The 12,893-nt window shown below is 74.1% G+C and carries 13 protein-coding genes; 11 read left to right on the top strand and 2 right to left on the bottom strand.

From position 1 onward, the window contains the following. Positions 1–2: 2 nt before the first annotated feature. From ACQP1P_RS28840 to ACQP1P_RS28830, 3 genes are all read left to right on the top strand, one after another. Entirely contained in the window at positions 3–197 is a 195-nt protein-coding gene (locus ACQP1P_RS28840) for a hypothetical protein (protein ID WP_433075230.1), read from the top strand. Between the two features lie 159 nt (positions 198–356). Further along, positions 357–1,073 (top strand): hypothetical protein, encoded by a 717-nt coding sequence (locus tag ACQP1P_RS28835; RefSeq protein WP_433075227.1) that lies wholly within the window; start codon positions 357–359, stop codon positions 1,071–1,073. 166 nt (positions 1,074–1,239) lie between these two features. Continuing rightward, a complete protein-coding gene (locus tag ACQP1P_RS28830) occupies positions 1,240–1,572 on the top strand; it encodes a hypothetical protein (RefSeq protein ID WP_433075224.1) in 333 nt (110 codons plus the stop codon). On the opposite strand, the gene ACQP1P_RS28825 is transcribed toward ACQP1P_RS28830, so the two are convergent. Together ACQP1P_RS28825 and ACQP1P_RS28820 are read right to left on the bottom strand one after the other, a co-directional pair. After that, complete coding sequence (locus tag ACQP1P_RS28825) at positions 1,526–2,383, bottom strand: alpha/beta fold hydrolase (RefSeq protein ID WP_433075222.1); 858 nt, start codon at positions 2,381–2,383, stop codon at positions 1,526–1,528. The genes ACQP1P_RS28830 and ACQP1P_RS28825 overlap by 47 nt on opposite strands. 134 nt (positions 2,384–2,517) lie before the next feature. Beyond that, positions 2,518–2,844, bottom strand: a complete 327-nt coding sequence (locus tag ACQP1P_RS28820) for a hypothetical protein (RefSeq protein ID WP_433075220.1) — start codon at positions 2,842–2,844, stop codon at positions 2,518–2,520. A gap of 178 nt (positions 2,845–3,022) precedes the next feature. On the opposite strand from ACQP1P_RS28820, the gene helR reads away from it, so the two are divergent. The 8 genes from helR (at position 3,023) to ACQP1P_RS28780 (ending at position 12,831) form a co-directional block, all read left to right on the top strand. After that, positions 3,023–5,143 (top strand): RNA polymerase recycling motor ATPase HelR, encoded by a 2,121-nt coding sequence (gene helR, locus ACQP1P_RS28815; protein ID WP_433075217.1) that lies wholly within the window; start codon positions 3,023–3,025, stop codon positions 5,141–5,143. Between the two features lie 108 nt (positions 5,144–5,251). Beyond that, a complete protein-coding gene (locus tag ACQP1P_RS28810; protein WP_350622459.1) occupies positions 5,252–5,746 on the top strand; it encodes a SigE family RNA polymerase sigma factor in 495 nt (164 codons plus the stop codon). A gap of 176 nt (positions 5,747–5,922) precedes the next feature. Then, complete coding sequence (locus tag ACQP1P_RS28805; protein ID WP_433075214.1) at positions 5,923–6,654, top strand: hypothetical protein; 732 nt, start codon at positions 5,923–5,925, stop codon at positions 6,652–6,654. Between the two features lie 65 nt (positions 6,655–6,719). After that, entirely contained in the window at positions 6,720–6,956 is a 237-nt protein-coding gene (locus ACQP1P_RS28800) for a hypothetical protein (RefSeq protein ID WP_350622455.1), read from the top strand. An 872-nt stretch (positions 6,957–7,828) separates the two neighbouring features. Next, positions 7,829–9,856 (top strand): glycoside hydrolase family 6 protein, encoded by a 2,028-nt coding sequence (locus tag ACQP1P_RS28795; RefSeq protein WP_433075210.1) that lies wholly within the window; start codon positions 7,829–7,831, stop codon positions 9,854–9,856. A 125-nt stretch (positions 9,857–9,981) separates the two neighbouring features. Then, positions 9,982–11,334 (top strand): alpha,alpha-trehalose-phosphate synthase (UDP-forming), encoded by a 1,353-nt coding sequence (locus tag ACQP1P_RS28790; RefSeq protein ID WP_433075208.1) that lies wholly within the window; start codon positions 9,982–9,984, stop codon positions 11,332–11,334. A 38-nt stretch (positions 11,335–11,372) separates the two neighbouring features. Next, the gene (locus ACQP1P_RS28785) at positions 11,373–11,876 is read left to right on the top strand and encodes a dihydrofolate reductase family protein (protein ID WP_433075206.1); all 504 of its coding nucleotides are present in this window, start codon (positions 11,373–11,375) and stop codon (positions 11,874–11,876) included. A gap of 4 nt (positions 11,877–11,880) precedes the next feature. Next, positions 11,881–12,831: a hypothetical protein gene (locus ACQP1P_RS28780; protein ID WP_433075204.1), complete on the top strand. Its 951-nt coding sequence runs from the start codon at positions 11,881–11,883 to the stop codon at positions 12,829–12,831. The last annotated feature ends 62 nt before the right edge of the window (positions 12,832–12,893 follow it).

Genomic DNA, 12,893 nt, shown 5'->3' with positions numbered 1-12,893 from the left:
GCATGGCTTCACCCATCGATCCAGCGCCGTCGTCCCGGCGCATCCTGGTCCCGGGCGGCCCGTCCCGCGGCCGCCGCCGGGCCCGAGCTGTGCACCGCTTCCGGGCCGACGCCCGCGCCCGGCTCACCGCCTGTGCGCTCGCCCGCGCGGAGCGCGAGCACGAGCCGGTCGACAGGTCGTCGCGGGACTGCGTATAGGTTGACGGAGGTCGTACGGGACCGAACGATGCCCTCCGCGTGCGGCGCGGCCCGCACCGGGCGCATCCGGGACGGGCGCCGCGCGCCGCGCCGGGTATGGGGCGCGAGCCGTGCGGCGATTGCGTGTCGGCGCGGGAGTGCGAGGGCTTCGGAGGGCACATGTCGTACCGCTGGGAGATCTGGACCGACGGGCCGTCGCGGTTATCGACGGCGGCCGAGGGGGCCGGCCGCCTGCTCGAGACCATGCGCGCCCTGGCCGCCGCGTTCCCGGGGGAGGCCGACACCGTGCGGATGACCCCCGGCGGCGACCAGCTGGCCGTCGCGGACGACGCGACCGCCGAGCGGCTGCGCGAAGCCCTCGCCGCGGGCGGCGACACCGCCGCCGAGGCGCTCGGGCTCGGCCGCGGGCGGCTCTGGATCACGTGGCGCGACCCCGATCCGGGGCGCCCCGGGGCGAGGGCGGAGCTGCGGATCGGAACCAAGCCGCTGATGAACCCGGTCCTCGAGGAGCGGCTGCCCGCCATCGCCGCGCTCGTCGCCGAGGCCGGGCGGATCTGGGCGGCCGACTACGCCTGGATCGACCTCGCGCACGTGCGGCAGGACTGGAACCACCGGCGCCGCGGGCTGCCGGTGTTCTCCCTGGCGACCTGGCTGCGGCACACGGCCGCGCGGGTGGACACCGCCGGGCTCGACGTGGACACCGCCGACGTCGGCGGCGGGCGGCTCGTCACGCTGCGGGTGCCGCCGGCCGCGGTCGGCAACGACGAGGCCGGCGCGGTGAGCGGCGGGCGGGCGCTGGTGCGGGCCCTGGCCGCGCGCACGGTGCTGGCCGACGGGCGCCCGCTGCTGGAGGCCAACCCCGCCCTGGCCGACTGAGCCCCGGCCCGGGCCGCCGGAGGCCGTGCGGTGCGCGGCGCGATCAGCCCCCGCCGGGGTCGCGCAACGTATCGGTGCCCTGCCGCGCGAGTGATTCCCGGCGCACCCTATCCTGTGACCATGGTCGATATGTGGGTCAGCCTTGTCTGAGGTGTCGGCCGCGTGCATGTCCTGTGTGGACACCATCGTCGCCATCGTGCGCAAGGTCACCCCGCCCGAGGCCGTGCGCTCGGTGCTGCTCGCCGAGGTCGACGACCACTACACGGGCGCGCGCATGGAGTTCCACTCGGCGGCCGGGCCGCTGGACAGCAGCGGCTGGGTGGCGTTCGCCGATCCGTGGACCGACGAGCTGAGCGACACGCTGCTCGCGCTGCGCGCCGCCATGGTGGCCCGGGGCAGCCCGTCCCGGTTCGGCCTGACCTTCACGGTCGAGGGGGACGGGGGGTTCGACGTCAGCGTGACGTACGAGATGCCCGCGGATCTTCCGTGGATCCACTGACCGGCGCGGCGAAGAACGCGGCGAGCGGCTCCACGATCGAGGCCGGCGCCCGGTTGATGCCGTCGTGCCCGCTGCGGGCGACCGGCAGCACGCGCGCGTGCGGCAGGGCGTCGGCGAGGGCCGCGTTGAGCGGGGCGTAGTACGGCGGTCCGGCGGCCCCGTAGGCCAGCAGCACCTCGGCCCGCACCGCGGCCCAGCGCGTGGCCGGGCCGTCGGCGAGGCGGATCTGGTTCGACTCGTCGAGCGTCGTGGCCAGCAGCCCGCCCATCATCCGCCCGATCGACGTGCGCAGGAACAGCCGGCAGATCGCGACCTGCACCCCCAGCGGCAGCCGGGACGTCGCCGAGTGGGTGTTGATCCCGGCGCCGGTGAGCGCCATGGCCCGCGCGGTGTCCCCGGCCCTGGCCGCGGCCATCGCCGCGTCGAGCCACGCGGACGGGAACATCCCGTCGACGTTGACGGCGGCGTCGTAGAGCGCGAGCCGCCGCACGGGCAGCCGGAGCGCGGCCTCGAGCGCGATGAACCCGCCGGCGCTGTGGCCGATGACGTTGCCCGCCCCCGTCTGGGCGAGCACCGCCCCGAGGTCGTCGATGTCCTGCTCGAACGTGTAGGGCTCGCGGCGCGGCCCGGCGTCCTCCCGCCCGCGCCGGTTGTAGCGGTGCACGGTGAACCGCTCGGCGAGCCGGTTCGCCAGCCGCTGGTAGATCCCGATCGTGACCCCGCCGCCGTGCACCACGACGATGCCGGGTCCGCTGCCGACACTGTGCACCACGATGTCCGCCCCGTCGGGTGCGACGATCCGCTGCTGCATGCCTCCCCCTCACGTACGACAACTGCGAACGATGTTAGCAGTTTGCCCGGCGGCGGGGCCAGGGCCGCGACCGGCCCGGCGGCGGGAGGGGGTTCGTCCGCCGGGCCGGCGCCCGGCCCGGCGGACGTGACGGGTCAGCGGATGACGCGGCAGACCAGCGCGTCCGACGCGCCGCGGGACGCGCTCATCACCACGTCCGGCGTCAGGTACTTGCACGCCAGATACGGGTCGCCGCCGCCCACGTACTGCAGCGGGCTCGAACCCGTGTAGCAGCGCAGCCCGCTGCTCTCGTAGAAGCCGATCCACGCCGTGGGGTAGCGCGAGTGGCAGTAGTCGCCGATGGACAGCGGCCCGAAGGGGACGTCGACCGTGGCGGCGTGGGCTGGGGCGGCGAAGGCGACGGTGGCGGCGCCGGCGAGGACGGTGCCGGCGGCGAGGGTCAGGAGACGGCGCATCTGCATGGCGGGAATTCTCGGCGGAAAAAGCGGCGCCCATCAATGGCTGCCGAGCCGCCATATGCAAAAGAGGAGCACATACCGCTCCTCCATTCTTAACGTATACCGCAGGTGGGGGCTTGCGGCAAGGCCCCGGTGGGGGCGCAGAATCGGCGGTCTCGTGCCAATAAGGGGGAATTCGCGCATGACCGAAGTGTTCGCGCTGTCCGAGCCGGCCAAGGACGATCCGGCGCTCATCGCCGCCGACGAGAAGCATTTCGCGGCCATCGCCGCGCGGCTCGGGCAGGTGACCGCGCAGCTGCAGGCGCGGCTCGACGACGAGCGCCGGGCGCCCGGAGGGATCGGGCAGGCCGCGATGGACCGGGACCAGGAGGTGTACCGCCTGACCGCCCGCCTGCGCACCCTGCGCCGCTACAGCCTGGACCTGTGCCTGGGCCGGATGGTCGCCGAGGACGGCGGCGAGCCGGTCTACGTCGGCCGCCTCGGGCTCACCGGCGCCGACGGCGGCCGGCTCCTGCTCGACTGGCGCTCGCCGGCCGCGGAGCCGTTCTTCGGCGCGACCCACGCCAACCCGATGGGCCTGGCCAGCCGGCGCCGGTACCGCTGGACCCGCGGCCGCGTCACCGACTACTGGGACGAGGTGTTCACCGCCGCCGGGCTGCAGGGCCACGCGGCGCTGGACGACCAGTCCGCGTTCATCGCGAGCCTCGGCGGCGACCGCTCGGACCGGATGCGCGACGTGCTCGGCACCATCCAGGCCGACCAGGACGCCATCATCCGGGCCGGCTCCGGCGGCGCCCTCGTCGTGGACGGCGGGCCCGGCACGGGTAAGACCGTCGTCGCGCTGCACCGCACCGCCTACCTGCTCTACGCCGACCCGCGGCTCGGGCACCGCCGCGGCGGCGTGCTCTTCGTCGGCCCCCATCAGCCGTACCTCGCGTACGTCTCCGACGTGCTGCCGAGCCTCGGCGAGGAGGGGGTGCACACGTGCACGATCCGGGACCTGGTGGCCGAGGGCGCGTCGGCCGCGGCCGAGCCGGACCCGCGGGTGGCCCGGCTCAAGTCCTCGGCGCGGATGGTCCACGCGATCGAGGAGGCGGTGCGGTTCTACGAGCGGCCGCCCACCCGGCCGATGCTCGTCGCGACCGAGGACGCCGACCTGCGCGTCACCGCCGACGACTGGGCCGAGGCGTTCCTGGCGGCGGAGCCGGGCATCCCGCACAACGAGGCCCGCGAACTGGTCTGGGCCGAGCTCGTCGCGATCCTGGCCGACCGGCACGACGCCGACCCGCGGGAGCTGCGCCGCAACCGGGACCTTGGCTCGGCGTTCGGCCGCGCGTGGCCCCTGCTGGAGGCGGCGGACCTGGTCGGGGATCTTTACACGGTACCGGCCTATCTGCGCAAGTGCGCCCCGTGGCTGAGCGACGAGGAGGTCCGGCTGCTGCGGCGATCGGAGCCGTCGGCGTGGACGGTCTCGGACCTGCCGCTGCTCGACGCGGCCCGGCAGCGCCTCGGCGACCCGGACGCGGTGCGGCGCCGGCACCGGCAGTCCGCGGAGGCGGCCGTCGAGCGGGCACGGATGCGCGAGGTCGTGGACGACATCGTGGCCGTCGCCGACGACGAGTACGGTGCCGGGCTGGTCTCGATGCTGCGCGTCGAGGACTTCCACGATGCCCTCGTCGACGAGGCCGGGCTCACGCGGGTCGACCCGGACTCGCTGGCCGGCCCGTTCGCGCACATCGTGGTCGACGAGGCCCAGGAGCTCACCGACGCCGAGTGGCAGATGCTGCTGCTGCGCTGCCCGTCGCGCAGCTTCACCATCGTGGGGGACCGGGCCCAGGCACGGCACGGGTTCACCGAGTCGTGGCGGGAGCGGCTGCAGCGGGCCGGGTTCGACCGCATCGAGCTCGCGTCGCTGACCGTCAACTACCGCACCCCGGCCGAGATCATGGCCGAGGCGGAGCCGGTGATCCGGGCCGCGCTGCCCGACGCGAACGTGCCGGTCTCGATCCGCCACGGCGGGGTGCCGGTCACGTACGGTACCGCGGCCGAACTGCCGTCCATCGTGGACGCGTGGCTCGCCGGGCACGCCGGGGGCGAGGGCGTCGCGTGCGTCATCGGCGCCCCGCGGTTCCCGGGCACGGACCGGGTGCGCTCGCTCACCCCGGAGCTGTCCAAGGGGCTCGAGTTCGACCTGGTCGTGCTCGTCGACCCGCAGGCGTTCGGGGAGGGCGTCGAGGGGGCGGTCGACCGGTACGTCGCGATGACCCGCGCCACCCAGCGCCTGGTCATCCTGACGAGCTGAGCGGCTGCCGGTCGGTCGGCGGCGGGCGATGCCAGGGCAGTGTGGTGCCGGGAGAATTTTTGCGGCCGGGCGTGCAACCCGGTGGAGGGCCGCGACCGTGAGTAGCGCATGACGGATCGGGACACGGCATTCGCCGAGTACTTCGCCGCGCGGTCGGACGCGATGCGCGGCACGGCGTTCCTGCTGTGCGGCGACTGGCACCGGGCCGAGGACCTCACCCAGACGGCGTTCACGAAGCTGTACCTCGCCTGGAACCGGGTCTCGCGGCACGAGGTGCTCGACGGGTACCTGCGGCGCACGCTCGTGCGCACGTACCTCGACGAGCGGCGGCTCGGCTGGTGGCGGCGCGTGCGCACCAGCGACACGCCGCCGGAGCCGCCGACCGTGGACACCGGGCCCGAGGAGCGGGTCGCGGTGCTCGCGGCCCTGAGCGCGGTACCGGCCCGGCAGCGCGCCGTGCTGATCCTGCGCTACTGGGAGGACCTCTCCGTCGAGGAAACCGCCGAGCTGCTCGGCTGCTCGGCGGGCACGGTCAAGAGCCAGGCGGCCCGGGGACTGCAGACCCTGCGCGCCCGGCTGAGCCCGACCTTCACCACCGACTGACCACCGCTGCCACGAAAGAGCGCGAACATCATGGACGAACTGGAGTTCCGGGCCTCGCTGCGCGACGCCCTCGACCACACCACCGCGCCGCCGAGCATGCCGCCGGGCGGTGCCCTGCGGGCCGGCCGCCGCGCGGCCCGGCGCCGTACGCTCGCCACCGGGGCCGCGGGGCTGGCGTGCTGGCCGTCGCCACCGCGCTCGGCCTGGTGGTGGCCACCGCCGGCTCGGGCGCCCAGCAGGCCGCCGGCCCCGCAGCCCCGAGCCCCGTCCCGCTGGCCAGCAGCGGCAACGGCACCCCGAGCCCGGTGCCGATCGGCACCGGCCCGGGCGGGCAGACCAAGCCCGTCTGGCCCACCGGCGTCGACGGCTCGCCGCAGGGCGACCGCACCGCCCGGGCCGGGCGCAAGGCCGACGCCGCGAAGGACCTCGCCGCGCACGTGATCTCGCTGGTGCCGGCCGGCTACACCGCCGTCCCGGACGCGCCGATGAACATCGTCCAGGCCCAGTTCGAGGACAAGGTCGGCGGCCAGGACCGCTGGAGCTACCTGGTCACCCTGCAGATCCGCAAGGGCGCCGCGGCCGGCCAGGTGATCGTGGAGGTGTACGAGCCGGGCCTGCGCACCGGCGCGAGCCTGTGCGACCTGACCTTCTGGTCCGAGGCGGGCTCCTGCACGACCGTGCAGTCCGGCGGGAAGACCGTCGCGCTGTCGACCGGCGGCAAGGCGGACAAGCGGCTCGACACGTGGGCGACGTACCGCTATCCCGACGGCACGACCGTCTACGTCGCGCAGTCCAGGCGGGGCAACTTCTCGCCGAACAACACCGACCCGTCGCTGACCGAGCTGCCCTTCGACGACCAGCGGCTCGCCGCGCTCGCCCTGGACCAGGCCTTCCACATCGTCGCCTGAGCCGCCGCGCCGGCGGCGGCACCCGGGTCGCCCGGCCCCGGTGCCGCCGCCGTATCGTGCCGCCCATGACCGAACCCGTGCAGACCCGCGGCGAGCAGCGCACCGAGCTGCTGGCCGTCGACACCAACCACGACGGCGTCAACGACGTCCTCGCCATCGACACCGACGGCAACGGCAAGGCGGACCTGTTCCAGCTCGACAGCGACGGCGACGGCCAGGTGAACGTCACCATGGTCGACCTGGACGAGGACGGCGTCATGGACACGAAGGTCGACGGCGACGGCGGCCACCCGCTGCCGTAGCCGGCCCACCCCGCGCCACCCGTCCGACGGCCGCCCCCGCCCGCCGGAGGCGGCCACCGCCCCGATGCCGCTCCGGCCGGCCGGCCCGGACGAGCCGGGCTAGCCCCGATGCCGCTCCGGCCGACCGGCCCGGACGAGCCGGGCCCAGCGGCACGCGCCCGGCCCGGACCAGTTCGAGCAGCACCCGCGCGGCGGCCTCCCGCCCTCGTCCACTGCGGTGCGCGCCATCAGGTGCTGGTTGCCCGTCTCGACCCGGCGGGCGCCGGCGATCCACACCGCGCGGACGGCGGGTGGGCCGGCCCGCGCGCGGCGAGCGCGGCGCCACGGCGACCGGGCGCGCCGAGCGGGCCAGCCGCAGGGTCGACGCCGTCAGCGTTCGCCGCATCGCGGCGCGGGGTCGAGATGTCCGGTGCACGCAACGGCCGGCACGCCCCTGACGGCCACGCCTGGGCGCCGGCGGGACGGGCCGGGACAGCGCTGCGTAACTTTCATGGACCTCGTCGCCGGGCCCGGAAGCGCTTCGACGCGCAGACCCGTTGCCGGCCATCGATGGATCTCCGGCGCCCGGGGGACGGTCCCGCGACGCGCTTGATCGACATTTCCGGGCCGGGGGATTCGTGGCAGCATCCTCAGCCACGTGGAGCCCTCACGTGGGGAGACGGGCGTTCTGGCGAAAGCTGATCTTCCGGGGGCTCCACGCCGCCACCCCTTCCCGGGGCGTCTCCCGGATCTTCGCGGCGTAAGTTTCAGGTCTGTTACCAGGCACTTACGAGGTAAACGCGGTCCTTGCCGACGATCACCTTGACGCGGTCCCGGGACGGTACGGACGGTAATCGCACCTCGATTCCGACCCGTCAATGTTAGGAGAGTCGATGAGGCGCAAGATCGCCCTCATATCGGCCGCCGCCGTCGTGGCGACCGCCGGTACCGTCGTGGTCGCCAATCAGGCGTTCGCGGCCGCCGGGTGTTCAGCCAAGTACACGATCGTGGGCTCATGGCCGGGCGGGTTCCAGGCCCAGGTCGACGTCACCAACCTCGGTGACGCGCTCACCAGCTGGAACGTCGGCTGGGACTTCGGCAACAGCTCGCAGACGATCACCCAGATCTGGAACGCCAACAAGACCCAGTCCGGTGTGCACGTCAACGCCACCAGCCTGAGCTACAACGGGAACGTCGCCACCAACGGCGTGATCTCGTTCGGCTTCACGGGTGCGTGGAGCGGCAGCAACCCGGCCGGGACCAACTTCACGGTCAACGGCACCGCCTGCACGGGCGGCACCACCGGCGGCCCGTCCTCGCAGTCGCCGTCCCCGTCGACCTCGCCGTCGAACCCGGGCAACGGCGCCCCGAGCGTGACGCTGACCAGCCCGACCACCGGCTCGACGTTCACCGCGCCGGCCACGATCAGCCTGGCCGCCAACGCGAGCGTCACCGGCAGCACCATCAGCAAGGTCGAGTTCTACAACGGCACGACGCTGCTGGGCACCGACACCACCGCGCCGTACACCTACAGCTGGGCCAACGTCGCGGCCGGCAACTACTCGGTGAGCGCGAAGGCGTACACCGCGGCCAACCAGACCGCCACCAGCTCCTCGGCGGCGATCAGCGTGACGACCGGCGGCGGGAACAACGGCACCCACGTGGACAACCCCTACGTGGGCGCCAAGGTCTACGTGAACCCGGACTGGTCGGCCAAGGCCGCCGCGGAGACCGGCGGCAGCCGGATCTCCAACCAGCCCACCGGTGTCTGGCTGGACTCGATCGCCGCCATCACGGCGCCGGCGGGCTCGGGCTACACCACCAGCATGGCCAAGCACCTGGACAACGCGCTCGCCCAGGGCGCGACGGCGGCGCAGTTCGTGATCTACGACCTGCCCGGCCGGGACTGCGCGGCGCTGGCCTCCAACGGCGAGCTCGGCCCGACCGAGATCGACCGCTACAAGACCGAGTACATCGACCCGATCGCCGCGATCGAGGCGAACCCGAAGTACGCGGGCATCCGCATCATCAACATCGTCGAGATCGACTCGCTGCCGAACCTCGTGACCAACGCGGACGGCCAGGCCGGCGCCACGGCGGCCTGCGCGACGATGAAGGCCAACGGCAACTACGTGACGGGCATCCAGTACGCCCTGAGCAAGCTGCACGCCGCGGGCACGAACACCTACAACTACATCGACGCCGCGCACCACGGCTGGATCGGCTGGGACAGCAACTTCAACCCCTCGGCCGCGCTGTTCGCCAGCACCGCCAAGGGCGCTGTCGGTGGCGTCAACACGGTCGACGGCTTCATCACCAACACGGCGAACTACTCGGCCCTGTCCGAGCCGTTTGTGCAGCCGACGACCACGGTCGGCGGCCAGACCATCCGCCAGTCGAAGTGGGTGGACTGGAACCAGTACACCGACGAGCTGACCTTCGCGCAGGCCTTCCGCAACCAGCTGGTCTCGCAGGGCTTCAACTCCAACATCGGCATGCTGATCGACACCTCCCGCAACGGCTGGGGCGGCTCGGCCCGGCCGACCGCGGCGAGCACCTCGACCGACATCAACACCTACGTCGACGCCTCCCGCATCGACCGGCGCATCCACGCCGGTAACTGGTGCAACCAGAGCGGTGCGGGTCTCGGCGAGCGTCCGCGGGCGACCCCGGCCGCCGGCATCGACGCCTACGTGTGGATCAAGCCCCCGGGCGAGTCCGACGGCTCCAGCTCGCTGGTCCCGACCGGCCCGAACAACCCGGGTGGCAAGGGCTTCGACCGCATGTGCGACCCGACCTACACGGGCAACGGCCGCAACGGCAACAGCCTGAGCGGCGCGCTGCCCAACGCCCCGGTCTCCGGTGCGTGGTTCTCCGCGCAGTTCCAGCAGCTGATGCAGAACGCGTACCCGGCGCTCTAGCCGACTGCGGCATCGCGAAACGCCATACGGCTCCACCGCACGTCAGGAGGGCTCCCGGTCACCCGGGGGCCCTCCACCCTTGCCGCCGACGTTTCAGCGGGCGATCGTGCGGTACAGGGGCAGTCGTGAAGCCTTTCGTGGTGGTGGCCAACCGGCTGCCGGTGGATGCGAGCCCCGGTGGCCTGGTCAGCGCCCTGCAGCCGATCGCCCGCAGCTCCGGCGGGGCGTGGGTGGGCTGGACCGGTGAGCCCGACGAGCGGCCCGAGCCGTTCGAGCACGAGGGCGTGCGCATTCACCCCGTCGAGCTCAGCGGCGACGACGTGGACCGGTACTACGAGGGGCAGTCCAACTCGACGATCTGGCCGCTGTTCCACGACGGCGTCGAGCCGCCGGTGCACCGGCGGGCCTGGCGGGTGGCGTACGAGCAGGTCAACCGGCGCTTCGCCGAGGCCGCCGCGGCCGCCTCGGCGCGGGGGGCGACGGTCTGGGTGCACGACTACCAGCTGCTGCTCGTCCCCGGGATGCTGCGCGAGCTGCGGCCCGACCTGCGCATCGGGTTCTTCCTGCACATCCCCTTCCCGCCGGTCGAGCTGTTCATGCAGCTGCCGCGGCGGGCCGACTTCGTGCGCGGGATGCTCGGCGCGGACCTGGTGGGCTTCCAGCAGCCGCTCGCCGCGCAGAACTTCCTGCGCCTCACCGCGCAGCTGCTCGGGCTGCGCCCCGACGGGGAGCGGGTGGAGTTCGAGGGCCGCACGGTCACGGCCCGGGCGTTCCCGATCTCGATCGACGTGGCCGAGATCGAGGCGCTGGCGGCCGACCCGGCCGTCCAGGACGATGCCCGGCGGCTGCGCAAGGACCTCGGCGGCGACCGCCGGCTGCTGCTGCTCGGCGTCGACCGGCTCGACTACACCAAGGGCATCGACCAGCGCATCGAGGCCTACGGCGAGCTGCTCGCCGACGGCACCATCACCAACGACGAGGCCGTCCTGGTGCAGGTCGCCACGCCGAGCCGGATGCGGGTCGACCAGTACCGGCAGCTGCGCGAGCGGGTCGAGCGCGAGGTGGGCCGGATCAACGGGGAGTTCGGCGACGTCGGCCGGGTGCCGCTGCACTACCTGTTCCAGTCGCGGACCCGGGCCGAGCTCGTCGCCCTCTACCTCGCCGCCGACATCATGCTCGTCACCCCGCTGCGCGACGGGATGAACCTGGTGGCCAAGGAGTACGTGGCGGCCCGCCGGGACGAGGGCGGCGCGCTGGTGCTCAGCGAGTTCACCGGCGCCCACTCGGAGCTGAGCGAGGTGTGCGGCGGCGCGTTCTCGGTGAACCCGTACGACGTCGACGACCTCAAGCGCGGCATCGCCGCGGCGATCGCGGCCGGCCCCGAGGACCTGGCGGGACGGATGCGCCGGATGCGCGAGCAGGTGCGGGCGCACGACGTCGACCGGTGGGCCCGCGCGTTCCTCGACACGCTCGGGTGAGGCCGGCCGCGCCGAGGCGGCGCGGCTAGGCTGTCGGCGTGGCTGAGCTGACCTGCGACCTGTTCGTGAGCGCCGACGGCTACGCGGCCGGCGACAACACCGAGGCCTTCTTCGGCTACGACGGCCCGGACCTGCGGGCCTGGATCGCCTCCGCGAGCCACTACCGGGTCCTCGTGGGCCGCAACACCTACGAGACCTTCCCGGACCTGGCCGCCGCGGTCTACTCCAACACGCTCACCTCCGCCGGCTCCGCGCGGCTGCTCAGCGGCGACCTGGCCCGGGCGGTCACCGCGCTCAAGGCCGGCTCGGACGGCCCGATCCGCACCATCGGCAGCCTGCGGCTGGTGGCGGGGCTCCTGGCGGCGGGCCTGGTGGACCACCTGCGGCTGATGGTGTTCCCGGTGACCATGGGCGTCGACGGCCGCGAGCACATCGAGCTGCCCCGCGTGGGCTACGAGCTGGCCGGGTCCCGGGTCCTCGACGGCCGCCTGGTCCTGCTCGACTACCGCCCGGGAACCGTGGGGCCGGCCGCCGCGTCGTAGGGCCATGCGAAGCGTCGTGGTGCTCGCCGTCGCCGTGCTCGTGCTCGCCGCCTGCGCCCGGCCGGCGGCCGCCCCGGCACTGCCGCCGTCGCCGTCGCCGCCCGTGACGCACCCGGCCTGGGTGGCCTGCCCGCCCGGCGACGACGACCCCACGGCCCCGCTCGGCCTGCCTCCGCTCCCCGCCGGCTTCGTCCCCGCCGGGGTGGTCATCTGCGCGGACGGCCTGCGGACGCGGGCCGACGGCGGCGAGGACCGGGTGCGCCGCGAACGCCGCGGCTCCGACGTGGCCGCCCTGGTCGCGGCCCTGCGCCTGCCGAGCGAGCCGCGGACCGCCGAGGCCTGCGACCTGAGCCTCGTCGGCGTGGTCTGGTTCGCGGTCCTCGACGCGGCCGGCCGCTGGCTGCGCCCGGGCGTGGCCGCGGACGCGTGCGGCAAGCCCCGCATCGAGGTCCGCGACGCGCTGGACCGCCTCACCCTGACGACGGTCCGCACGACGGTGCTGGGCGAGACGAAGTCCGCGGCCGCGGCCGCGAGCGGGTGCGAGCAGCGGTGGGGCGAGATGATCGGCGCGGTCACGGCTGGCTCGGCCGGCTCGGCCGGCTCGGCCGCGCCCGCGGGCGGGGCGGACGCGCCGAAGGGTCCGGTGCGGCTGTGCGTCTACACGGTGCCGGCGTCGGAGCAGGGCAGCGGCAAGCCGGCCGGCGACTTCGCCCGGGGCGGCCTGCTGCCCGCGGACCGGTGGACCGTCCTGCGCGCGAAGCTCCTCGCGGCCGGCCCGCCGGTGCCGTGCCCGGCGCACGCGGGCCGCTTCGCGGTGCTCCGCGCCCCGGACGGCGCCGGCGGCGAGGTGTATGCCGAGCTGGACGGCTGCCACCGGCTCCTGTTCTCCACGCCGTCGGGCAACGCCCTGCGCCAGGGCAGTGCCGCGCTGGCCGCGGAGATCGACCGGCCGTAGCGTCATGACCTAGTTTCCTAGGAAAGCGTAGGCGGTGTGGCGGGGGAGGGACGGTTTGTCTC

The organism is Dactylosporangium sp. CA-052675, assembly GCF_050947935.1.
In the GTDB taxonomy this organism is placed as follows: domain Bacteria; phylum Actinomycetota; class Actinomycetes; order Mycobacteriales; family Micromonosporaceae; genus Dactylosporangium.
Note: the sequence above shows the minus strand (reverse complement) of the source record. Positions and strands in the feature narration are given on the sequence as shown.